General features: G+C 35.0%; 19 protein-coding genes. 17 read left to right on the top strand and 2 right to left on the bottom strand.

What is annotated here, in order from left to right:
- Window positions 1–634: 634 nt before the first annotated feature.
- The 13 genes from tyrP to DOK76_RS06360 all read left to right on the top strand — a co-directional run bounded on the left by tyrP (window position 635) and on the right by DOK76_RS06360 (window position 16841).
- A complete protein-coding gene (gene tyrP, locus DOK76_RS06420) occupies window positions 635–2044 on the top strand; it encodes a tyrosine-tyramine antiporter (protein WP_206965942.1) in 1410 nt (469 codons plus the stop codon).
- A 30-nt stretch (window positions 2045–2074) separates the two neighbouring features.
- Window positions 2075–3937: a tyrosine decarboxylase gene (gene tdc / locus DOK76_RS06415; RefSeq protein ID WP_206965940.1), complete on the top strand. Its 1863-nt coding sequence runs from the start codon at window positions 2075–2077 to the stop codon at window positions 3935–3937.
- 87 nt (window positions 3938–4024) lie between these two features.
- Window positions 4025–5407, top strand: coding sequence for a Na+/H+ antiporter NhaC (gene nhaC, locus DOK76_RS06410; RefSeq protein ID WP_206965938.1), 1383 nt, complete (start codon window positions 4025–4027; stop codon window positions 5405–5407).
- Window positions 5404–5700, top strand: a complete 297-nt coding sequence (locus DOK76_RS06405) for a YerC/YecD family TrpR-related protein (protein WP_206965936.1) — start codon at window positions 5404–5406, stop codon at window positions 5698–5700. Before nhaC ends, DOK76_RS06405 begins: the two co-directional genes overlap by 4 nt.
- 210 nt (window positions 5701–5910) lie before the next feature.
- Window positions 5911–8163 carry a C39 family peptidase gene (locus DOK76_RS06400; protein ID WP_206965934.1) on the top strand — a complete coding sequence of 751 codons (2253 nt, stop codon included), beginning with the start codon at window positions 5911–5913 and terminating at the stop codon, window positions 8161–8163.
- Window positions 8164–8717: 554 nt separating this feature from the next.
- Window positions 8718–9515: a class I fructose-bisphosphate aldolase gene (locus DOK76_RS06395; RefSeq protein ID WP_206965997.1), complete on the top strand. Its 798-nt coding sequence runs from the start codon at window positions 8718–8720 to the stop codon at window positions 9513–9515.
- An 18-nt stretch (window positions 9516–9533) separates the two neighbouring features.
- The gene (locus DOK76_RS06390; protein WP_206965932.1) at window positions 9534–10082 is read left to right on the top strand and encodes a glycerol-3-phosphate responsive antiterminator; all 549 of its coding nucleotides are present in this window, start codon (window positions 9534–9536) and stop codon (window positions 10080–10082) included.
- Window positions 10083–10093: 11 nt separating this feature from the next.
- Entirely contained in the window at window positions 10094–11614 is a 1521-nt protein-coding gene (locus DOK76_RS06385) for an FGGY-family carbohydrate kinase (protein WP_206965930.1), read from the top strand.
- 15 nt (window positions 11615–11629) lie between these two features.
- Window positions 11630–12391 (top strand): SDR family NAD(P)-dependent oxidoreductase, encoded by a 762-nt coding sequence (locus DOK76_RS06380; protein WP_206965928.1) that lies wholly within the window; start codon window positions 11630–11632, stop codon window positions 12389–12391.
- Between the two features lie 11 nt (window positions 12392–12402).
- Complete coding sequence (locus tag DOK76_RS06375) at window positions 12403–13404, top strand: 2-hydroxyacid dehydrogenase (protein WP_206965925.1); 1002 nt, start codon at window positions 12403–12405, stop codon at window positions 13402–13404.
- 34 nt (window positions 13405–13438) lie between these two features.
- Window positions 13439–14704, top strand: a complete 1266-nt coding sequence (locus tag DOK76_RS06370) for a PTS transporter subunit IIC (RefSeq protein ID WP_206965923.1) — start codon at window positions 13439–13441, stop codon at window positions 14702–14704.
- A gap of 177 nt (window positions 14705–14881) precedes the next feature.
- The gene (locus DOK76_RS06365; protein WP_242542225.1) at window positions 14882–15223 is read left to right on the top strand and encodes a cupin domain-containing protein; all 342 of its coding nucleotides are present in this window, start codon (window positions 14882–14884) and stop codon (window positions 15221–15223) included.
- A complete protein-coding gene (locus tag DOK76_RS06360) occupies window positions 15207–16841 on the top strand; it encodes a peptide ABC transporter substrate-binding protein (protein WP_206965921.1) in 1635 nt (544 codons plus the stop codon). The genes DOK76_RS06365 and DOK76_RS06360 overlap by 17 nt, the downstream gene beginning before the upstream one ends.
- 191 nt (window positions 16842–17032) lie before the next feature.
- On the opposite strand, the gene DOK76_RS06355 is transcribed toward DOK76_RS06360, so the two are convergent.
- Window positions 17033–17842 (bottom strand): response regulator transcription factor, encoded by an 810-nt coding sequence (locus DOK76_RS06355; protein WP_370590103.1) that lies wholly within the window; start codon window positions 17840–17842, stop codon window positions 17033–17035.
- Window positions 17843–18242: 400 nt separating this feature from the next.
- Between DOK76_RS06355 and ptcA the strand changes: the two genes are divergently transcribed.
- The 4 genes from ptcA (at window position 18243) to arcC (ending at window position 22827) form a co-directional block, all read left to right on the top strand.
- Complete coding sequence (gene ptcA / locus DOK76_RS06350; RefSeq protein WP_206965993.1) at window positions 18243–19259, top strand: putrescine carbamoyltransferase; 1017 nt, start codon at window positions 18243–18245, stop codon at window positions 19257–19259.
- Between the two features lie 153 nt (window positions 19260–19412).
- On the top strand, window positions 19413–20777 hold the full coding sequence (locus DOK76_RS06345; protein WP_206965915.1) for an APC family permease: 1365 nt from the start codon (window positions 19413–19415) through the stop codon (window positions 20775–20777).
- Between the two features lie 2 nt (window positions 20778–20779).
- A complete protein-coding gene (gene aguA / locus DOK76_RS06340; protein ID WP_206965913.1) occupies window positions 20780–21880 on the top strand; it encodes an agmatine deiminase in 1101 nt (366 codons plus the stop codon).
- Between the two features lie 14 nt (window positions 21881–21894).
- Window positions 21895–22827, top strand: a complete 933-nt coding sequence (arcC, locus tag DOK76_RS06335) for a carbamate kinase (RefSeq protein WP_206965910.1) — start codon at window positions 21895–21897, stop codon at window positions 22825–22827.
- Window positions 22828–22959: 132 nt separating this feature from the next.
- On the opposite strand, the gene DOK76_RS06330 is transcribed toward arcC, so the two are convergent.
- Entirely contained in the window at window positions 22960–23544 is a 585-nt protein-coding gene (locus DOK76_RS06330) for a DUF1697 domain-containing protein (RefSeq protein ID WP_206965907.1), read from the bottom strand.
- Window positions 23545–23561 lie beyond the last annotated feature (17 nt).

Below are 23561 nucleotides of genomic sequence, written 5' to 3'. Positions count from 1 at the left end.
ATCACCCGTTTCTTTTAAATAGAAAACTCCTTATAAACAACCTGTTTATAAGGTAAAGCCAATCAATTAAGTGGTACCACTTAGCCTGTGTTGAAACCCACAGGTAACGCAGCTGATATCGGTATCTCACCGATTGTTAACAAGCACTAGTGTTGAGTCTTTTTTAGCCAAAAGTCTATTATCTAGCGATAGATTAGTGGTTAATTTGCTCAAATGTTATCAATGTATATACGTTTTATAAATGTATCCTAGAATAAAAGGATTTTTTTGTCAAACGGCCTCAAAAAAATAATCCTAAAAAATGATGAGCATTTGGTGAGCAAATACTCATTTTTTTTATGTTCGTAAAATAATATCTATTTTCATTTTTTTGAAAACCTTGAAAATACAAGGAAATACCTGTGTTTTGCGAATTATCGATTTAAAACTTTAACGCGATGAAGCGTGCATGAATCTATTGTTTTTGCTCATTTTTCTCTCATAAAAATCTTATTTCTTTAATGAAAAGTGCTTTGTGAGAACTTATACTTATCCCCGTTAAGACAACTTCAAACAAGTTACTTAGTTAATTAGGCCTAATGAAAACACAACTTATTTTGAAGAAGAGCATTTGTTTTGGGAAGGGGAAAAAACAATGAGTCAAGGAAATAAAAAATTATCCCTAGTTGGTTTAATTGGGATAACCATGGCGTTCTTCGGAACAGTTCGTAGTGTACCAACATTAGCATCGACTGGTTGGACACAAATATTTTACATGTTAATTGCAGCTTGTGCGTTTGCATTGCCAATCGCTTTAATGTCTGCGGAATTATCAACAGCATGGCCTGAAGAAGGTGGCCCTCAAGTTTGGGTTAAAAATGCATTAGGTGAGAAGTGGGGCTTTGTTACTTCTTGGTTACTATGGGTTCAAATGTTTTTTGGAATGGTAATGGTAGCCTCAACAGTAGGTGTGTTACTAGGATATGTGATCAACAAACCCGAATTAGGACAAAACAGTTACTTTATATTAGCAATGATTTTAATTTCATATTGGACCATCACATTACTTAACTTGAAATTTGATATGGTCAAAATCGCAGGAGACTGGGGTGCTGTGATTGGGGTATACATTCCTTTTCTAGCTTTAGTAACTCTTGGTGTTATGTACACAATTAAAAATGGGATTAACCCAGCCGGATATTTAGCTGATTTTTCAGTAGATAAATTATTACCAGACTTAAGTGATTTAGGTAGTTTACCAACATTAACAGGGATTATCTTTATTTTTGCGGGAGTAGAAATTTCTTCTGTTCACGCCAACAATATTGACAACCCTAAAAAGAACTACCCAATAGCCGTTATTGTTTCTGTATTAGTTTTAGTTTTCTTCAACTTAGTAGCAGGTTTAACAGTTGCCAACTCAGTACCAGCTGGCGAAATGAACTTAGCTAATATCACTCAACCATTTGTCATTATGACAGAGGATTTAGGTATTCCAGCTATCTTCAATAACATTATTTCATTAATGATTTTAATTGGTGTTCTCGTTCAATTGAGCGCTTGGGTCTTAGGACCAAGTAAATCAATGATTAAAGTGGCAGACGAAGGTAACTTACCTCCATTCTTCCAAAAGAGAAACAAACAAGGGATTCCAATCAACATTGTATTAGTTCAAGCAACAGTTATTTCTATCGTGTCTTTACTATACGCCGTTATCCCAGATGTTAGTTCAGCCTTTTTAATTATCACGATTACGACAACGATTCTTTACTGTATTGTTTACTTACTTATTGCGATTTCAGCTATCAAACTACGTTACAAAATGCCTGAAATTGTTAGACCATTTAGATTAGGTGCTAAAGGAAATGGCTTAATGTGGTTTGTGGCAGGAATTTCAATCCTTAGCGTTATTCTAACGATTGCGGTGAGCTTAATTCCACCAGCATCAGTAGCAGCTAACCAACACACAGCCTACATTATTTACCAAGTCGTTGCGACAGTGGTTATGGTAGCAATAGCGTTAATTATCTTTAAAAACAAAAAAGAATCTTGGAAAAAGAAATAAATTTAATGAACAGATAAGGGGAAGAATATCATGACTGACAAACACATTATTGATCCAACAAATACAAATTTAAAAGCATTGTTCCTTGGGGACAAAGGAGAAAACGTTGATATTTACAAACGTATCTTAAACCGTATGATCGATGAGCATGTAGGTTGGAGACAAAACTACATGCCTCAAGATTTACCTGTCATCACACCACAAGATCGCCGCGAAGAATCATTCCAAGCGACAGTTGATAATATGGAACAAGTATTTAACGTATTAAGCTCTCGTTTACGTACAGATTCACTACCTTGGCATTCAGCAGGTCGTTTCTGGGGACATATGAACTCTGAAACATTATTACCTTCTATTATTGCTTACAACGCAGCAATGCTTTGGAATGGTAACAACGTAGCTTACGAATCTTCACCAGCTACTTCAAAAATGGAAGAAGAAGTTGGCTTAGATTTCGCTGCTTTAATGGGATACAAAAAAGGTTGGGGTCACATTGCTTGTGATGGTTCAATCGCTAACTTAGAAGGTATCTGGTATGCACGTAACTTCAAATCAGCTCCACTTGCTATTAAAGAAGTGATTCCTGAAGCTGTTGCTGGTAAATCTGACTGGGAATTATTAAACATGTCAGTTGATGAAGTTCTAGATATTTTAGAAGCTCATCAAGATAAATATGACGAAATCAAAGAAAGAACAGCAAGAAGTGGTAAAAACTTAGACAAACTAGGTAAATGGATTGTGCCACAAACAAAACATTATTCATGGTTAAAATCAGCTGATATTATTGGTGTTGGTTTAGATCAAGTTATCGCTGCAGAAGTTGATAACGAATACCGTATGGACGTTGAAAAATTAGAAGAAACAATTCGTGGCTTAGCAGCAGAAGGTATCCCAACATTAGGTGTAGTAGCTGTTGTTGGTTCTACTGAAGAAGGTCAAGTAGACCGTGTAGACCAAATTGTTGCTTTAAGAGAAAAATTAGCTAAAGAAGGTATTTACTTCTATATTCACGTTGATGCTGCTTACGGTGGTTATGGTCGTTCAATCTTCTTAGATGAACAGGATGAATTTATTCCTTACGAAAATATTCAAGATGTTTACGAAGAATATCATATCTTCCAAGGAGAAAATCATTGGTTAACAAGAGAAGTTTACGAATCATTTAAAGCGATTGAAAGCTGTGAAACTGTGACAATCGACCCTCATAAAATGGGTTATGTTCCTTACTCAGCCGGTGGAGTTGTTATCCGTGACGTACGTATGCGTGATATGATTTCTTACTTTGCGACTTATGTATTCAAAAAAGGAGCAGACATTCCTGCTTTGCTTGGAGCATACATGTTAGAAGGTTCTAAAGCTGGAGCAACTGCCGCAGCTGTATGGGCAGCGCATAGAACATTACCACTTAACGTGACTGGTTTTGGTAAATTAATCGGAGCAAGTTTAGAAGGAGCATTCCGTTTCTACAACTTTATCGATGGTTTAGAATTCAACGTTAATGGTAAAGTCATTGAAATGCATGCTTTAACTCGTCCAGACTTCAACATGGTGGATTATGTCTTCAATGAAAAAGGCAACACTGACTTAGAAAAAATGAATGAATTAAATGAAGAGTTCTATAACTACGCATCATATGCTAAAGGTGGTACTTATCACAACGAATTCATTACATCACATACAGACTTTGCTGTACCAGATTACGGCAATAGCCCATTATCATTTGTTAAAGGCTTAGGTTTCTCAGATGCTGAGTGGGAAAAAGAACAAAAAGTAACGATTTTACGTGCATCAGCTATGTCACCATATGCTCATGACGAAAAAGTCTTTGCAGAGTATTCAGAAAAAATCAAATCAGCTATTCAAAGTAAATTAGAAGCAATTTACGCAGAGTAGAATTCATACCAGGTAAAAACCAATGTAGAACCAAATTGCATTGGTTTTTACCGGTTATTGATAAAACAAGAGAGAAAGAGGCAGACTATGGAAAAAGAAGTCACATTTAAAGAAGCTTGCTTGTTATTAGTGTTAGTGCTACTTACAATTGGTTTTAGTATTATCGGCTTTCAGTTGCCAGCCCATGTGGGAATTTTAGGAGCAATTTTTGTATTAGTTCTTTTTATGATTTATAAAAAAATGTCTTGGGATGACTTACATGAAGGGATTATAGATGGTATCAAACCTGGATTAATTCCGATTATTCTTTTTTTACTAATAGGATCATTAATCAGTATTTGGATTGCCTCAGGGACTATTCCAACGATTATGGTTTACGGCTTTTCTTTTTTATCTCCTAGTTACTTTTTAGGGGCAGTTTTTCTAATTTGTGGGATTGTTGGAGCAGCAGTGGGGAGCTCATTTACAACTGTTTCAACGATTGGGATTGCCTTTATTGGTATGGGACAAATGATGGGATTTGACTTACCAGTCATTGCCGGTGCCATTGTTTCAGGTGCTTTTTTAGGTAATGTCATTTCACCTCTTTCAGATACAGCAAATCTAGCAGCGGCTACTGCGAATATTGATATTTTTACTCATTTAAAAAACGAGTTAAAAACAACGTTACCTGCAGCCGCTGTATCTCTTTTATTCTTTACTTTCATGAGTAGAAGCGGCAACGGAAGTGCCAACCTCTCTGAAATTGATACACTAAATAACGTCTTAAAAGAGTCATTCGCCATTACACCAGTGATGCTATTACCTGTTGTTCTATTATTTGCTTGTGCGTGGAAAAAAATACCAGCCATACCGTCCCTTCTATTTAATATTGTCTTTTCATTAGTCCTTTTAAAAATCTACGAACCAAGCACAACCTTAGCTAATATGGGAGCTTGGATTCAAGATGGTTATGTGGCATCAACTGGCAATCAAGTGATTGATACATTGCTTTCAAGAGGAGGCATTCAAAGTATGATGTGGTCAGTATCATTAATCCTTTTAGCCTTATCACTAGGTGGTTTATTGATAAAGACACATGTAATTGATATAATACTCAAGAAAATGGAGAGCGGCTTAAATACGCCAGTTAAATTAGTGTTTGCAACAGCTATTACAGCTGTGGGGGTAAATCTTTTAATTGGTGAGCAATATTTATCCATTATCTTGCCAGGAGAAGCTTATAAGGGGAGCTTTTCTAAGCAACATATTGCACCTATCTACCTATCACGAACCTTGTGTGATGCGGGGAGCACCATTAATCCACTTGTTCCGTGGGGAGTAAGTGCCGTCTTCATTTCCAGTGCCTTAGGTGTATCAACGCTAGCTTATCTACCATTTGCTATTTTTTGTTACGCACTACCGCTACTATCAATAATTTTTAGTTTCTTTATCAAACCAGATACAGAAGCGAAGGGGAGAAAATTATGAGAATTGACAAATTATCAAAAGAGGAAACCAAACATTTTTTCGACGCTGTTCTTGCTTTAGAAAATGTGGACGAGTGCTACGGTTTTTTTGATGATTTAATGACTTTGAAAGAAATGAAAGTCTTTGTCACAAGACTCACTGTAGCAGAGATGTTGCTTGAAGGAAAAACGTATCAAGAAATTGAGAAAAGAACACAAGCAAGCACAGCCATTATCTCTCGAGTAAAACGCTCGATTGAAGAGGGAAATGGTTCCTACGAAATGTTAAGAGAACGTGTTATGAATGACAAATAACATAAAAAAAGAAACTAACAAGAAATTGTTGGTTTCTTTTTTTAGTTAGGTATGTCTAGAATGCTTAATAAGAAATAGTAACGGGACTTTTAATAGTTATGTATACTATTTAATAGAAGATACTAGTATTTGCTTAGATAGAAATAGATAAAAAAAGACTCTAGTGTCTGTTTATTTTTAATCCATACCAAAATAGAGAGGATTAGTTTAATGAAAAAGAATGTGTTTATAGGGTTAGTTAGTTGTAGCTTATTGTTACTGTCACCAATGAATACTCAAGCTGTTGAAGAGACATCTCCATTAACTAGTGAGAGTAGTTCATCTCAAGAATTATTAGAAACAACTGATTCAACTGTTGTAACATCAGAGTCGTCAACTCAGGAAGAATCAACAGTAACTAGTACAGAAAACTCAGACTCGACAAAGAAAGAACAGCCAATTGAAGAGATAAAAAATGTAGAAAAAGCAGCTAGTCAAATTGTACAAGAAGAGGTACATACTTACATTAGTCTTAAGGTTGATCGTCCTGTGTTATTCTCAGATAAAGAGCTAACACAACAAATAAACAATGACTTTATAGTTGGTCAAACGTTTTTAGCTAAAGAAAAAATAAAAACTGCAACTAATGGTAGTTATTATGGGGTGTTTAACCACCTAGACCAGTTTGTAGGCTACATTGCAGAAAAAGAAGTTGATGTAGCAGCAAATGAAGGAGGTGTGTATCAATCCTATTGGAAATACGTATCAGTCACTAATCCAAATGTCTCAACTTATTCTAATTTTTCTGGAAAAGTAAAAGGTAATCTACAAGGCTTTACCAATCAAACCTTAAGAGCAAAAGGAAAGTACCATCACTTTGACGGTACTGTGTATTATTCTCTTTATGATAATAAGGACAATTGGTTAGGTTATGTGACATCAGAAAGTGTGGAAATATCAGAAGGAGCTCAAGGTAAATGGTACAGCTCGAATCAATACATTACTATTAGAAGTGGAAACTATACCATCTGGCAAAATTTTTCTTGGCAAAAGAAAGCAAGCAGTTCTGAGTTTCTAAAGAGAACATTTATAGTTAAGGGAGAATACCATCACTTTAATGGAGATACTTACTACTCACTATATGATAGTAACGATAAGTGGTATGGCTATATCAATCAAGCAGGAATAACTAAAACAGCAAGTGCTCAAGGTGATTACGTTGATTTTGGCAAATACGTAACAGTAAAAAATAGTAGTGGTAGTTTGTGGAACAACTTTAGTTGGGATGAACGACAATCAGCTAAGAATGTATCAGGTCAAACTTTCTTGGCAAAAGGTGTGTACTATCATGCCAATGGGTCAGATTATTATTCCTTATACGATAACAATAATAAATGGCAAGGTTATATCAATAAAGGTCTTGTTTCTGTAGCAGAGGGTCCACAAGGTGTGTACCAATCAAAAGGAAGTTATGTGTCAGTAACCAGTAATAATTATACGATGTGGCAAAATTTCAATTGGAAAGAAAAAGGAAATACTAAAGCTATCTATCAAAAGACACTATTAGCAAAAGGTGAATACAAACATTTTAATGGTTCGATTTACTACTCTCTTTATGATAATCAGGGAAAATGGTATGGCTATGTCAATCGATATGCGACACAAGAAACAAATCGGACAGGTCATGCGATAGGCATTAAAAATGTTGTGACAGTGGCTAATGGCAATTATGACATGTGGCAAAACCTAGAATTTTCTGCTCGAAAAGGCACAACAAAAAATATGGTCAATAAACCTTACGAGGCTCGATACAAATATGAACATTTTAATGGTTCTACCTATTATTCACTTTATGATTCAAAAGGCAAATGGCAAGGTTACCTCAATAAAAATGCTATTAAAGAAGCAGCAAGTAGTAATTCTACTTATGTGATGTTAAATGCGCCTCAACACAATCAAAATGATGCAGGAGCACCCATGGGATGTGAGGCGGCTAGTTTACTACAAGCTTTACAATTAAAAGGTTTTGCAATGAACTACAAATTGATGCCTTTCTTAAAAGAGATGCCTGTTTCTAAAGAAGGTAATCCTCATAAAGGTTTTGGTGGATCACCTTTTGTTGTGACGTACGGCATTTATCAATCTATTTTCCCTAAACCCTTAACAGATTGGGCTAATGATTATGCTAAAGGGAATGCAGTAGATATTACAGGAACTTCTTTTGAGAATCTATCAAAAGAATTGGAAAAAGGAAATCCTATGGTGATTTATGTGACGTTGAACTATAACTCACCTATCTATTCTAATTATTTCTGGGGACGTGGGGTGGATAATGCCCACGTGGTTACGCTAGATGGTTATAATAGTCAGACGAATCAATACCATGTGTCAGATCCTAACAGTAAATATACTTATTGGGTCAATGGTAACCAAATGAAAGCTGCTTATAATGCTAATGATAAACGAGCAGTTGTTATTAGATAAAAATATCGATGAAAGAACTCTTTAATAGAGGAACTTTCATCGGTATTTTTTATGGCATAAAATTAATAAGTTGATCAAAGTAGCATAGAGACATATGACAAATCTTAAAATTTAAGCCATAAAAAGTGTATGCTTTTTCAGAAGTAAAGATATATAAATGACAATATTATGTTCATAAATAATAATTAATGGATAATATTTCACTAAGTGATGGCGTAAATTTATAAATTTATCATATGCTAAAAGAGCCCAGATAGGTGATTAATCAAGAAAAAAAGGCTTGTGGAAAATGTATCGAGATAGACAATTCTTTAGATAGTTCATTAATTAGTGCTAATTTTTATCTGTTTTATTAAAGAATCATGATTAACTCGTGAGATATAAGTTAGAAATAGCGTTGACTTCTGTTTGTTTGTGAATTATAATCGAGATGAAAAAATAAATAGATATTAACTGAGTAAGAAATAAAGACACTCTTTTCACATGGTTGACTCTCATTGACCATTGTTTAAAGGTGTCTTTTTTTATGTGTAAAAAAGGAAAGGATGGAGAAGATGGAAAAGAATATGCGAATGAAGAAGATTTTCAAGAGAGATGGTAAGGCAATTGTCGTCGCTTTAGATGGATTTGGTTTTTCTGCTAATACACAAGGGATAGACCGTACCATAAAAAATTTAGATCAGTTGATCGAACAGGGATTAGATGCAGCATTAGTAACTTTTGGACAAGCCGTTACTTACAGTGATGAATTAAGCCAGCTAACAAGTATTTTGAGGGTAGACGCTACGACCAATGTATTTGATAACTCAGTCCCCGATACGGATGGGTATTTTGGGATAGAAGAGGCACTGATGTTAGGCTGTGACGGTGTAGTCTGTATGACTTTTCCTGGAGCAGGGCAAAGAGAAGCTACTTCACACAAGCTATTAAGTGAGTTGGCAAAAACAGGGGCGAAGTGGAGAGTACCTGTTATCGCAGAGACTCTTCCTTTTGGTTATCCTGTAACAAGTCAGGAATCAAATCAAGGCGAAGTGATTGCCACAGGAGCACGTCTAGGTACAGAGTTTGGTGCGGACATTATTAAAACTCGTTTTTCAGGAACAGTTGAGGATAAATTAATTGTTGAGAAGGCGGATCGACCTGTTTTGGCATTAGGAGGACCAAAAACAGATACTCTGAGTTATTTTAAGTTTGTCAAGCATTGTATGGATTCAGGTGCAAAAGGTGTAGCAGTTGGTAGAAATATTACCCAAGACGAAAATCCTATTGGAATGGTTGCGGGTTTGAATGTCATCATACACAAAAATGGCAGTGCTGAGGAAGCATTTGAAACTTACAACAAAGTTTATTAATTGAAGGAGGTTGAATGAATGTTTACGAAGAAAAATATTATACCATCCGTTAGAAACCTGAAATATCTATCAAAAGCATTGAATTCAGCTTCAGAATATATTTTACTGTCAGAAGTCACTATCGGCAACTTAAAAGAATTAACAAAAGTGTGTCACAAGGCAGGTAAAAAAGTGTTAGTTCATGCTGATTTGATTGGTGGGTTTAAAGGTGATAAGGAGGGAATGAATCTACTTAAAACATTATTTAAAGTGGACGGAGTGATGTCGACTAATGTCACAGTGTTAAGACAAGCAAGGCAAAAAGGACTGTATACTATCTATCGTTTGTTCATGATTGACTCACGCTCATTGGATAGGTCCATACACATCTTAGAAAATGAGGCCTTCGATTGTGTAGAGGTATTACCTGGAGACTACGCACTTCAGCAAGAAGGAGATATAAAAAAGTATATTGGAAGCGCTAACTTGATTGCTGGAGGATTTGTTACAACACCGGAATTGGCAAATGAAATTTTATTAGGGAGTTTTATAGGGTTAACAACTAGTGACCCTCAAATTTGGAAATAGGAGTGATGAACGTGTCAAAACGCTATATATTGGGAATAGATAATGGTGGAACAAATACAAAAGCAGCCATTTATGATATGAGTGGTAAAGAATTAGCTGTCTCATCTCGTGGAACCAAAATGCTAACGCCGCGACCATTCTTTACAGAGAGAAGTATTCCTGAATTGATTGAAGCCACAATAGAAGTGATAAAAAACGCTATAAATAAGTCTGGAGTTGATCCTGAAGCAATCGTTGGAGTCTCCTGTACAGGTCATGGAAACGGCTTGTATTTAATGGGTGAAGAGTTCACTCCTGTTAGAAATGGCATTATCTCAACAGATAGTCGTGCTATTGATTATATTGACAAGTGGTATCAGGAAAAAGGTTTTGAAGAAAAAATTCATCCATTAACTATGTCTTCAGTTTGGGCAGGTCAGCCAGTAGCCTTATTAGCTTGGTTGAAAGACAATGAACCAGAGATGATAGATAGAACGAAGTACATTTTCATGGTGAAAGATTTGGTTCGTTATTATCTGACGGGAAAAGCAACCTTAGAAATAACCGATATTTCAGGAACTAACTTGATCAATTTAAAGACAAAAAACTACGATGATGATATCTTCGACTTTTTTGATATTTTAGATTGGAAAGACAAATTACCACCACTTGTCAATTCAACAGAAGAAGCGGGCAAGATTTCTAAAAAAATGGCTGAATTAACAGGCTTAGTCGAAGGGACTCCTGTAGCAGGAGGGGTCTTTGATATCGCTAGCTCAGCAGTGGCTACAGGCTTAGTTAACGATAATCAATTGGCTATTGTGACAGGTACTTGGTCTATTAATGAATACATTACCTCAGAGCCTAAAGCAGAAGCAGATTTATTTATGACATCTATCTATCCAATCGAGGATAAATGGCTTGTAACAGAAGCCAGTCCAACTTCTGCTAGTAACTTAGAGTGGTTTATCAATACCTTTTTAGCTAATCAACCTATTACTACTGGACAATCTATTTATGACTATTGTAATGACTTAGTATGTGACACTACAGTAGATGAGGGTCAACTACTCTTTTTTCCATTTATTTTTGGTAGTAATAGTATTGCCGATGCTACTTCAGGCTTTGTAGGTATCAATAGCTACCACGAGTTAAAACACTTTGTTAGAGCTATCTATGAAGGGGTGATTTTCTCACATATGTACCATATTGAAAAGTTGAGAACTTTTAACCTTAATCTTGAAGGAGCAGCTCGTATTGCTGGAGGTATTACCAACTCAGATGTGTGGTTACAAATGTTTTCAGATGCTTTGGGGATTCCTCTAGAAATCGTTACTGTTAAAGAAAGTGGTACTTTAGGAACGGCAATGGCTGCAGCGGTTATGTTAGGTGAGTACCCATCTTTTGTGGAAGCGGCTGATGAAATGATCCATGTAGCTAAAATAATAGAGCCTGATCTTGAAAAAACCAAAGTCTATCGAAAGAAATATACGAAATACGCAGACGTTGTAGATAATATGGCAAGTCCGTGGAAAATCATGAATGAATCATAAGAGAGGAGGGACATCTTGGAGCTAAAATTAGCACAAAAAAACGCCATTGTAACAGGTGGTGCAAGCGGCCTGGGATCACAAGTTATCAGACAACTCGCTAAAGAAGGGGTAAATATTGCTTTTTCTTATTTATCTAGTGAAAAAGAAGTTCATCAATTTGTTGAGAGCATTCAAAATGACTATGATGTCAAAGTTGTGGCTATAGAAGCTGATTTGGCTGATGAAAAGCAGCTTAATCATTTTTTTGAAGCCAGTGTAGATTATTTAGAAACTATAGACATTCTCATTAATAACGCAGCTATTTGGCTAACAGGTCAAGTGGAAGAAATAACATCAGAAGAGTGGGATTTGACGATGATGGTCAATCTAAAATCTCCTTTTTTACTAAGTCAGTTGTTTGTAAACCACAAAAAGAAATTAAAAAGTGCTGGTCATATAGTAAATATTACCTCACAAGCAGCTTTTCATGGCTCAACAACGGGACACGCGCATTACGCAGCTAGTAAGGCAGGATTGGTGACATTTTCTATTTCTCTTGCTCGAGAGGTAGCGCAGTATGGTATTAATGTAAATAATGTAGCAGTCGGTATTATGAGAACAAAAATGATTGAGAAAAAATTTACTGAAAATCCTGATTATTATCTTAATCGTATTCCCGTTGGTCGAGTCTCAGAACCAAAGGAAATCGCAAAAATTGTAGTCTTTCTAGCGTCTGAGGTAGCAAGTTATATGACAGGAGCCACAGTGGATGTAACAGGTGGTATGTTGATGAGATAGGAGTGGAAATAATGAAGGTTTTAGCAATTTCAGATAATTTAATCAATCAAGAGATGTTAAAGAATGGATTAAAAGAGTTGGTAGATCAGGGGGCTGAAGTAACTATAAAAGATTGGTCTCATGACACTATTGAAAATCTACAAAATGATAACTTAGCTATTGAGCAACACGGGGCTAATGCAGTCGAATTAGGCAAAGAATTCTTTGAAAGTATTGATGAATATGACGTGATTATCACGCAATTTGCACCTATTGGTAAAAAGTTGATCGAGAAAGCTCAAAAGTTACACTATATTGGTGTGTTAAGAGGTGGTATAGAGAATATCGACCAAGAAGCAGCAGCAAAACAAGGCATTGAGGTTGTTAATACACCTGGTAGAAATGCTCGAGCTGTTGCAGAGTTTACGGTGGGGTTGATTTTAGCAGAGATACGTAATATAGCTCGAAGTCATGAAGGGATGAAAAATAATATCTGGCTAAAAGATTTTCCGAATAAAGAAGCTATTCCAGAGCTTGGAGAGCAAACTGTTGGATTAGTTGGTATGGGAAATATCGGGAAATATGTGGCTCAATTTTTAGAAGGGTTTGGGACAAAGATTGTTTACTATGACCCATTTCTAACTAATGCGTTAGACTACGAACAAGCGAAAACTATCGATGAGCTAGTGGAAAAGTCAGATATAGTGTCTCTTCACTTACGTTTATCAGAAGATACCCATCGTATTATTAACCGAGATGTTCTAGAAAAAATGAAACCAACGACCTATTTAATTAATACTGCTAGATCGGGATTGATTGATGAGAAAGCTTTGTTAGACGTATTGAAGAATAAAAAAATCATGGGGGCGGCTCTTGATACGTTTGATGATGAGCCACTTCCAGCAGATAGCCCTTTTCTTGAGCTAGATAATGTCACTATGACACCACACCTTGCGGGAAGCACTATTGATGCTTTTAAAAATACACCTCGACTGCTTGCGAAGATACTATTAAGCAAAATAGAGTTGCCGTAGTTTGTTGTGATAATATTGTTAGGGGGTTAGATAGATGGAAATTATACAAACGATTATCGGCTTAGGGGCTTCGGTAATGATGCCAATTATTTTCTTTATTGTCTCATTGGTTTTTGGTGTTCGAATCAGCCAAGCCTTTAAAGCCGCTATGTATGTTGGGATTGGGTTTGTCGGTGTTAGTATGGTTATTACGCTATTACTAGATAACTTAGGGCCTGCCTCACAAGCCATGATTGAACGAGTTGGCTTAAATCTAGTCGTAGTGGATACTGGTTGGCCAACAGCGTCAACAATTGGTTGGGGTTCTGCGATTATGCCTATTGTGGTGATTGGCTTTTTACTGATAAACATCATTCTACTAGCACTTAATTTAACGAAAACAGTTAATATTGATATTTTTAATTACTGGTTGTTCTTATTGGTAGGCGCTGTTATTTATGCTAGTAGTAAGAACTTTTGGATATCAATCATCATCACCTATGTACTTTTCATTTTAGCGTTAATAGCAGCAGACAAAACAGCACCTTACATGCAAAAAGAATTTGATTTAAAAGGAATCTCCTTCCCTCACTTAACATGCTTAGCATGGGTTCCTTTTGGTATTGCCATTAATTGGATAGTCGATAAGATACCAGGCGTTAATAAAATTGACTTAAATCCAGAAACAATTAGTAAACGTTTTGGGATTATCGGTGAGCCGATTTCTCTTGGTATGATTTTAGGACTTGGCATTGGTCTGCTAGCAGGTTATAGCGTACCAAATATATTAACTTTAGCGATAAATGTTGCAGCTGCGATGCTTTTACTTCCAAAAATGATTAATATTTTAGTTGAAGGACTAATCATTGTCCGTGACGCTGCTGAAGTGAAATTAAAAAAATGGTTTCCAGATAGAGAATTTTACATCGGTATGGATACTGCTCTTTTAATTGGGGAACCTTCAGTACTAGCAAGTGGGTTAATCTTAATTCCGATTGCTATCTTATTAGCCTTTATCCTTCCAGGAAACAAAGTACTGCCATTTGTTGATTTAGCGTCACTTATGTTTTTACTAGCTATGGTGACACCATTTGTTAAGCGTAATATGTTCCGAATGATTCTATCAGGGACAGTTATCTTAATTTGTATTTTTTATGTCGGAACAGCCATTGGACCTGAGTATACAGAAGCAGCCCTCATGTCAAAAATTGAAAAACCAGAAGGCATTCAATACATGACAAACATTGTAGGGACAGCAACTACTTGGATTGGTTGGCTAGCGATTAAAGTAGGAGACTTGTTGCAAAGTGTGTTTAGTTAAGTAAGTTGTTAAAACAGTTGTTTACAAAACTGAAAGTAAGAGGTTGTGACTTATCTTTGGTCACAACCTTTTATTTTTTTTAGTTTTAAGACATTATTAGTAGAATTTTCTGAAAATTCTGTTGACTATTTGACTCTAGTTAAGGATAATGGTTTTTAATTTAAGGAGGGAAATAAAATGAAGGTTGTTAGTAAAACAGATGAAATGATGACTATTTTCTTTAACGAAGATAATCAAGCGAACAAACGAGTGTCAATGGGATTAGTTAAGTTAAAACCAGGAGAAAAAATTCCTAGTGAAGGCTTTTCTCGTCATGAGCAAGATGAGTATTCTTATGTAATCAAAGGGAATGTTCATACGATTTTAGAAGATGGTTCTGATATAGCGGCAACAGTTGGGGACGCTCAATTGATTGAAGCAAACGAAGGTCATATTAATTACAATGACGGAGATGAGGAAGCAGAAGTTGTTTGGATGCTAGTGGAAAGAGAGGGGGAGGCAGATGAAGAGACTCAGTAAAGCAATCTTATTAGGTGGTTTATTAGTAACCTTTGTCAGTGGTTGTTCAGGAAAAGAAAAGGACAAGCCAGACAAACAGGAAAGTAGCTCTATTCATATGATGTTAAATTCCGAGTTGTCATCTCTTAACACCTCAGCTATCTTAAACACACCAGACGCCATTATTCATACTGGCGTATTTGAGGGATTGTATGAATTAAACGAAAAAGAAGAACTCGTTCCTGCTGCAGCAAAAGAGATGCCAGAGATTTCAAAGGATGGTCTGACTTATACGATTAAGTTACGGGAAGATGGCAAGTGGAGTAATGGCGATCCTGTGACAGCGAAGGATTTTGAGTTTGCTTGGAAAGAATTAATCAAGCCAGAAAATGCTTATGTCTACAGCTTTCTTATGTCTGAAACCATAAAAAATGCGGCAGAGATTAATTTAGGGGAGAAGCCAGTGGAAGAGCTAGGTGTTAAAGCATTAGATGACTACACACTAGAGGTTGTTTTGAAAGAACCTAAGCCTTTCTTCACGTCCTTATTAGCTTTTTCCGCCTTTTTCCCACAGCACCAAGAAACCGTTGAAACCTATAAAAAAGAATACGGCACGTCGTCAGAAAAAGCCGTATACAATGGTCCTTACACCATTAAAGATTGGGATCAAGCCAAAACCACATTTGTTTTAGAAAAAAATAAAGATTACTGGAATAAAGAAGTCGTTAAAGTAGACACTATCCAGTTTGAAGTTATCAAAGAGCCATCAACAGCTTTTAACTTATTTGAAAGTGGTCAATTAGATGTCGCGAATTTATCTGGAGAGATGGCGAATCAAAATAAAGATAACCCTAATTTCAAAGCTTACCCATCAGCTACTATGAATTACATTCGCTTAAATCAAGAAAGACAACAGAAAAAAACACCTTTAGCAAATCTCAACTTGAGAAAAGCTCTGGCTCTTTCTGTGGATAAAGAAACATTAGTTAATAACATTATTGCTGATGGTTCTACTGTCTTGAATGGTGCGATTACAAAAGATTTTGTTAGTAACCCAGTGACCAATAAAGATTTTCGTGAAGAGGCAGGAGACGTCTCTGTTTATAACTTAGACGAAGCTAAAAAATACTTTGAAAAAGCTAAAGCAGAGCTAGGAGATAAGATTTCATTAGAGCTTATGACAGTTGATGAAAGTTCTTACCAAAAAATGGCAGAAAGTCTGCAAGGACAATGGCAAGATAACCTAAATGGCTTAACAGTGACTGTTAAATCCTTACCCACTGAAACAGCTCTTAATCTGAGTACAGAAAGTGATTACGACATGTTTTTGATTTACTGGACACCAGATTATCAAGACCCGATTTCAACTCTTAATACCATGAAATCACCAAACAATCGCCATTATGTCAGCAAAGAATTTGATGCGGCATTAAATGAAGCAGCCGTAACTTATGCTAATGATTTAGAAAAGCGTTGGAGTTCGCTTATTGAAGCTGAAAAGATATTAATGGAGGACACGGCAGGTATGATTAGTCTTAGTCAAAATGCCAATGCAGTCTTACAAAACCCAGATATCGAAGGCTTGAGCTATCATACATTTGCGTCACCTATTTCGTTGAAGTATTTGTCTAAGAAGTAAAGAGGAGTGATTGATAAAATTGGGATAGAAATGACAAGATATTCAATCGTTAATTGATTACTAAAATAAGAATATGTAAAAAATCACCCTAATAACTATTCCTTTCACTGGTAAAAAAATCAATGAAAAAGTGATTAGTTGCTAGGGTGATTTTATTTATATAGATAACTTATCATGGAATAGTGATATGACTACTTATCCGTCAAGCTTAAATTATAATTAGTTTCTTCGAACAGACTAAATAATGTCGCTCTCTTATTTATATCAAGTTTCACATAAATATTATGGACATGGGTTTTTACTGTTCCGATGGATAAAAATAATTCATCTGCTATTTCTTGGTTACTGTAATGTTTAAGTAATAGAGCCAAAACCTCTTGTTCTCTTTGTGTTAAATCATATTTTTTTGAAAATTGGGAGAGTTCTTCTATTTCATTAAGATTGTCATCTTTATTATTCTCTTGTTTTGAACAGAATATAATAATAAAAGAAGACATAATAGTTGAAAAAATATCTTCGGAAATATTTCGATTATAGATTTTTAGTTTTAAGTTGGAGTACTGATCAATATTGAAAATGACATAAGAATCCTCTAATAAAATACAAATGCCAGAGAGAACAAAAAGATAACCGAAAAATTGAAGTATTTTTTTATTGTTTAAATTGTCTTTTTGTTTTGATAAATAAAAAGCATAACAACCTAAATAAATTAAAAAAAGTTGATTTGGGAGATAGTAAAGCCAAACATTTAATGCTGAATCCATATAAAAAGGAATACTCATCATCCAAATAACCAATACAACAAGTAATCCAATCTGATAAGGTTGGATTTTTTTATTACCTAAAAATGAAATACACCACAAACAAAAAACATGGTTTGTTAAGAAAATAATAGTTTTTATTATGGGTAAAGTCATAAATAATTGGTTGTATGAGTTGGCAAATGTTTCTAAAAATTCAGTCATGTAGATAATGATATTATCACCTAAAAAAGAAAGCATTAATAAAAAAAATATAAGATAAATACGATTATTATTTTTTTTGTAGTTAATTAATGAGAATGTCATTGAAAATGAATATAAAATGATTAGTAAAATATTATAGATAAATACAGCGACCATCACTTAATCTCCTCTCTTAGGCTGACAAAGTTACCACTTCTACGCTATTAATTATACCATTACTTCTGTTGTAAATATTAAAAAAAATGTGAGAAACATCACTAAACTTTTCTAAACCATTACTATGATAAGGTTATACACCTTTAAATAAACCTTATGAGAAAGCATCTTTCTTATTTAAGGAAAACGATTTCAAACTTTTAGTTGATAGTAAACTCTGGACTAATCTTGCTAAGGTAGTTGTGTAATAACCAACAACTATTTTAGGAGGATTTACATGATGAAAAGAGATTACATTACAACAGAAGATTATACAAAAGAGGAGATGAGTTATTTAGTTGAATTGTCTCTAACTATTAAAGAATGTATTAAAAATGGCTACTATCCACCTCTATTAAAAAACAAAACTTTAGGAATGATTTTTCAACAATCGTCAACTCGAACAAGAGTATCTTTTGAAACTGCGATGACTCAACTAGGTGGTCATGCGCAATACTTAGCTCCAGGACAAATTCAATTAGGAGGACATGAAACGATTGAAGATACAAGTCGTGTACTTTCAAGATTAGTTGACATTTTAATGGCACGAGTAGAAAGACATACAAGTATTCATGATTTAGCAGAACACTCTACTATACCAGTTATTAATGGTATGTCTGATTATAATCATCCTACTCAAGAGTTAGGTGATTTATGTACTATGATTGAGCACCTTCCAGAAGGTAAAAATATAGAAGATTGTAAAGTAGTTTTTGTAGGCGATGCTACGCAAGTTTGTTTTTCGTTAGGTCTTATTGCTACTAAAATGGGAATGACTTTTGTTCATTATGGACCTAAAGGATTTCAATTAAATGATAGTCATCAAGAGAAATTAGCAAAAAATTGTGCTATCTCAGGAGGATCATATTTAGTAACAGATGATGAAGCGTCTGTTGTAGGAGCTGATTTTATTTATACAGATGTTTGGTATGGCTTGTATGAAGCTGAACTATCAGAAGAAGAGCGCATGAATATCTTCTATCCAAAATATCAAGTGGATGCTGAAATGATGGCTTTAGCAGGGGAAAACTGTAAGTTTATGCATTGTCTACCTGCTTCTCGTGAAGAAGAAGTAAGTAACGAAGTTATTGATAGTCCAAATTCTATTTGTTTTGATGAAGCTGAAAACAGATTAACGTCTATTCGTGGACTACTTGTTTATTTAATGAATGACTATGTGGAAAAAAATCCAGTTGATTTAAACAAGCAAGTAAAAGGAAAAACTGATCTAGAATTATTACTTAATAAAGTTCTTTAATACGTTGTATCAATTTATGGATTGGGAAGAACGGTTAGTTGTTTTTTATTAGTAGGTATCAAAAGCTACGTGATAGTGACTTAGCATTTTATGATCGTAGCTTTTGATTCAATCGTTTTGCTTATTTCCATTTACCTTAAGGAGAGGAAACATATGGAAAGTAAAAAAAAATTTAGCTTAATGAGTGCTATATTGTCAGTGATTTGTGTGGTTTTTGTTGCAGAAGCAGCGGCTCCTGTAGCAGCAATTGGAAATTCTCAATTTTTTTGGTGGGTATTCCTTTTAATTACGTTCTTATTACCTTACGGATTAATTTCATCAGAATTAGGAACGACGTACATTGGTGATGGGGGGATTTATGACTGGGTTACAAAGGCATTTGGACATCGTTGGGGAGCAAGGGTATCTTGGTACTATTGGATTAATTTTCCATTATGGTTAGCTTCTCTCGCTGTAATGACACCTGAACTCATTCATACGATGACGGGAATTGAGATTTCAACACCAGTTGCAATTATTATTGAACTCATTTTTACTTGGTTAATTGTTTGGATTAGTTTCTTTCCTGTAAGTGACAGTATTTGGATACTAAATGGCGCAGCGATTATAAAAATGGTTTTAGCATTGCTAGTTGGTGGGTTAGGAGTATATGTGGCTTTGACAAAAGGAATTGCTAATGAGTTTACACCCCAATCAATGTTGCCAACATTTGATTTAAGAAGTTTGTCATTTATATCTGTCATTATTTTTAATTTGCTTGGATTTGAAGTTATTTGTACATTTTCAGATCAGATGGAGAATCCAAAAAAACAAATACCTCAATCGATTATTGTTGCAGGACTTGTTATTGCAGCAATTTATATTTTTTCTGCTTTTGGTATTAGTGTAGCTATTCCTACAGATCAAATCAGTACAGGTAGCGGTATGATTGATAGTTTCAAACTCTTAACAGGTTCAACAGATGGTTGGTTTATCATATTAATGGCATTTCTGTTTCTATTAACACTTTTTGGAAACATGATTTCTTGGTCTTTAGGTGTGAATAATACAGCATGTTATGCAGCAGAAAATGATGATATGCCCTCATTTTTTAAAAAGAGAAGTAAAAAAAATCAAATGCCAATTGGAGCTTCTTTAATGAATGGAATTGTTGCTTCAATTGTCATTATAATGGCACCATTTCTTCCAAATCAAGATTTATTCTGGGCATTCTTTTCATTGAACTTAGTGATGTTTTTACTTTCATATGTGCCTGTATTTCCAGCATTCTATCGATTACGTCAAATCGATCCTGATGTACAAAGACCTTTTAAAGTTAGTGGGAAACCAGCTTTCTTAAAAGTGTTAGTTATTCTACCAATGATTATGATTATTATTTCATTAATTTTCACAGCTGTTCCACTCGATTTTAGTCCTGATGCTTTAACAGAAAAATTGCCAATAACAATTGGAGCTATTATCTTCATTCTATTTGGTGAAGCAATAATAAAAATAAAACATATTAAGAAGGAGAAATAAACATGTCAAAACGAATTGTAAACACAACCCCAAAACAAGATGGATTCAGAATGCCAGCTGAGTATGAAGCTCAAGAAAAAGTTTGGATGATTTGGCCTGAAAGACCAGATAATTGGCGCGATGGTGGTAAACCTGCTCAGGAAGCATTCACAAATGTGGCAATTGCAATAAGTGAATTTACACCAATGAATGTGGTTGTTTCGCAACAACAATATCAAAATTGTCGTCGTCAATTGCCAGATAATATCTCTGTGTATGAAATGAGTAATAATGACGCTTGGATCAGAGATTGTGGACCTACTTTTATTATTAATGATAAAGGTGAGCTTCGAGGTGTAGATTGGGCATTTAATGCATGGGGAGGATTAGTAGACGGACTTTATTTTCCTTGGGACCAAGATGATTTAGTTGCTCAAAAAATATGTGAAATTGAAAAAGTAGATTCCTATCATACACCTGATTTTGTTCTTGAAGGAGGATCTATTCACGTCGATGGTGAAGGAACAGTTCTTGTGACTGAGATGTGTTTGTTAAGTGAAGGAAGAAATCCTCATTTAACAAAAGAAGAAATCGAGGAAAATTTATGCCAGTATTTAAACTGTGAAAAAGTTTTATGGTTAGGAGATGGGATTGATCCAGAAGAAACAAATGGTCATGTAGATGATGTAGCTTGTTTTGTTGCACCAGGAGAAGTAGCTTGTATTTATACTGATGACGTAAATAGTCCATTCTATCAGGCTTCACAAGATGCGTATAAACGTTTAATAACTATGACAGATGCTAAAGGGAGACAGCTAAAAGTTCATAAAATTTGTTGTCCTGTTGACAACGTTACTATTAAAGGTGACTTCAAAATTGATTTTGTAGAAGGAACTATGCCACGAGAAGATGGTGACATTTGTATTGCTTCTTACATGAATTTTTTAATAACCAATGGAGGAGTTATTGTTCCTCAATACGGAGATAAAAATGATTCACTTGCTTTAAATCAAATTCAATCGATTTTTCCAGATAAAAAAGTCGTAGGAGTAAACACAGTCGAAGTTGTTTATGGTGGAGGAAATATTCACTGTATTACTCAACAACAACCTAAACGTTCTTAATAGGAGAGATAATTATGTCTAAAATTGTTATTGCATTAGGAGGTAATGCTCTAGGTAATTCAGCTAAAGAACAACTTCAAAAAGCATATGTAGCTGCAAATTCGATTGTGGATTTAATTGAATTAGGTCATCAAGTTGTGATTGCTCACGGAAATGGTCCTCAAGTTGGTCAAATTAAATTAGCTTTCGATAATTTGAGTGAAGATACTCTAGAAGAAAGTATCCCTTTTGCTGAATGTACAGCAATGAGTCAAGGTTATATTGGCTATCATTTACAACAAGCGCTTGAAAACGAGCTATGCAATAGAGGAATAAATAAAGTGCCAGTTGTGACTATGCTTACTCAAGTACAAGTTGATCCAAAAGACATTGCCTTTTTAAATCCAACGAAACCCATAGGTAGATACTACGATGAAAGCACCGCTAAAAAGCTATCTAGTGAAACGGGATGTGTGTATAAAGAAGATTCTGGAAGAGGTTGGCGTCGAGTTATCGCCTCCCCGAAACCAATTGATATTTGTGAGAAGGAAAGCTTAAATGCATTAGTAAATGCAGGTCACTTAGTAATTGCTTGTGGAGGAGGAGGTATCCCTGTAGTGAAAACTCCACATGATTTAGAAGGTGTTAATGCAGTAATTGATAAAGATTTTGCTGCAGAAAAGATGGCAGAGCTTATTGATGCAGATCTTTTTATTGTACTAACAGCAGTTGAGCATGTGTACGTTAATTTTAATACAGATAATCAAAAAAAATTGGAAGAAGTAACTGTTACTCAAATGAGTCAATATATTGAAGAAAATCAATTTGCTCCAGGAAGTATGTTGCCAAAAGTGGAAGCAGCTTGTCAATTTGCCAATAGCCGTGAAGGACGTGTCTCAATTATTGGTCTCTTAGAGTCGGCTATTAATGCAATTGAAGGAACAAGTGGCACACGTATTAAACAGTAAGTGGCTGTATTTTTTAATGTTATGAAACCTATCAAAAAAGTCAAAGCAGTCAGATTTTTTTATTTATGATTAAAACTAGCCCTAGCAGTAGGTATTTTCAAACTACTGCTAGGGCTTTTGTGTGTGTTTATTTTAAAGAGTTGAACTTGATTTTTTCTCATTATAGAGAAGGCTTGCTTGATTATATAGTTTTGATAATGAATTGGCATTTCTAATAGTCATCAATGGATAGGCTTCGTGTTTAATCAATTGACGATATTGACTTTTGTAATATAGACTGCGATCTGAAAATGCAGATGACCATAAAATGGTATTGTTTACGACAGCGACCTTTTCAATGCTACTATCTAATGAAGGTAAATTAGTCATAATATTGTTAGAAGGATAGTTTTCGAGTAACAAAATAACGTTGTGTCTCCAATCTGTATTCTCATTCCACCAGTCTGGCAAGTGCTCCATTAAAAAGCTTAATTCATCAAAGGACATGGAAATATATTGTGTAGCAACAGCCGTTTGATTAAAAACTTCAGTAGCAATTTGATTATCAGTCAGTTTGTTTTTAGAATCTTTCTGGCAATAGAGAATTATGCCAGTGTTTCCCTGAGTCTGGACATCTGCAAAGTCTAGGTCTAGAAAAATTTGTTTCAAATCAGTCATTGAAAGTTTATTTTTTCCACCCACATTTAATCCACGAAAAAAACCTACTCTGATTTCCATTATGTCACTCCCTTTTT

Origin of the sequence: Candidatus Vagococcus giribetii (assembly GCF_017316185.1) — a bacterium.
Taxonomy (GTDB): Bacteria; Bacillota; Bacilli; order Lactobacillales; family Vagococcaceae; genus Vagococcus; species Vagococcus giribetii.
Note: the sequence above shows the minus strand (reverse complement) of the source record. Positions and strands in the feature narration are given on the sequence as shown.

What these genes read in the sequence shown, in the direction of transcription:
- tyrP (WP_206965942.1), top strand. Translation starts at nt 635, where the DNA reads ATGAGTCAAGGAAATAAAAAATTATCCCTAGTTGGTTTAATTGGGATA.
- tdc (WP_206965940.1), top strand. Translation starts at nt 2,075, where the DNA reads ATGACTGACAAACACATTATTGATCCAACAAATACAAATTTAAAAGCA.
- nhaC (WP_206965938.1), top strand. Translation starts at nt 4,025, where the DNA reads ATGGAAAAAGAAGTCACATTTAAAGAAGCTTGCTTGTTATTAGTGTTA.
- DOK76_RS06405 (WP_206965936.1), top strand. Translation starts at nt 5,404, where the DNA reads ATGAGAATTGACAAATTATCAAAAGAGGAAACCAAACATTTTTTCGAC.
- DOK76_RS06400 (WP_206965934.1), top strand. Translation starts at nt 5,911, where the DNA reads ATGAAAAAGAATGTGTTTATAGGGTTAGTTAGTTGTAGCTTATTGTTA.
- DOK76_RS06395 (WP_206965997.1), top strand. Translation starts at nt 8,718, where the DNA reads ATGGAAAAGAATATGCGAATGAAGAAGATTTTCAAGAGAGATGGTAAG.
- DOK76_RS06390 (WP_206965932.1), top strand. Translation starts at nt 9,534, where the DNA reads ATGTTTACGAAGAAAAATATTATACCATCCGTTAGAAACCTGAAATAT.
- DOK76_RS06375 (WP_206965925.1), top strand. Translation starts at nt 12,403, where the DNA reads ATGAAGGTTTTAGCAATTTCAGATAATTTAATCAATCAAGAGATGTTA.
- DOK76_RS06370 (WP_206965923.1), top strand. Translation starts at nt 13,439, where the DNA reads ATGGAAATTATACAAACGATTATCGGCTTAGGGGCTTCGGTAATGATG.
- DOK76_RS06365 (WP_242542225.1), top strand. Translation starts at nt 14,882, where the DNA reads ATGAAGGTTGTTAGTAAAACAGATGAAATGATGACTATTTTCTTTAAC.
- DOK76_RS06360 (WP_206965921.1), top strand. Translation starts at nt 15,207, where the DNA reads ATGAAGAGACTCAGTAAAGCAATCTTATTAGGTGGTTTATTAGTAACC.
- DOK76_RS06355 (WP_370590103.1), bottom strand. Translation starts at nt 17,842, where the DNA reads ATGCTTTCTTTTTTAGGTGATAATATCATTATCTACATGACTGAATTT.
- ptcA (WP_206965993.1), top strand. Translation starts at nt 18,243, where the DNA reads ATGAAAAGAGATTACATTACAACAGAAGATTATACAAAAGAGGAGATG.
- DOK76_RS06345 (WP_206965915.1), top strand. Translation starts at nt 19,413, where the DNA reads ATGGAAAGTAAAAAAAAATTTAGCTTAATGAGTGCTATATTGTCAGTG.
- aguA (WP_206965913.1), top strand. Translation starts at nt 20,780, where the DNA reads ATGTCAAAACGAATTGTAAACACAACCCCAAAACAAGATGGATTCAGA.
- arcC (WP_206965910.1), top strand. Translation starts at nt 21,895, where the DNA reads ATGTCTAAAATTGTTATTGCATTAGGAGGTAATGCTCTAGGTAATTCA.
- DOK76_RS06330 (WP_206965907.1), bottom strand. Translation starts at nt 23,544, where the DNA reads ATGGAAATCAGAGTAGGTTTTTTTCGTGGATTAAATGTGGGTGGAAAA.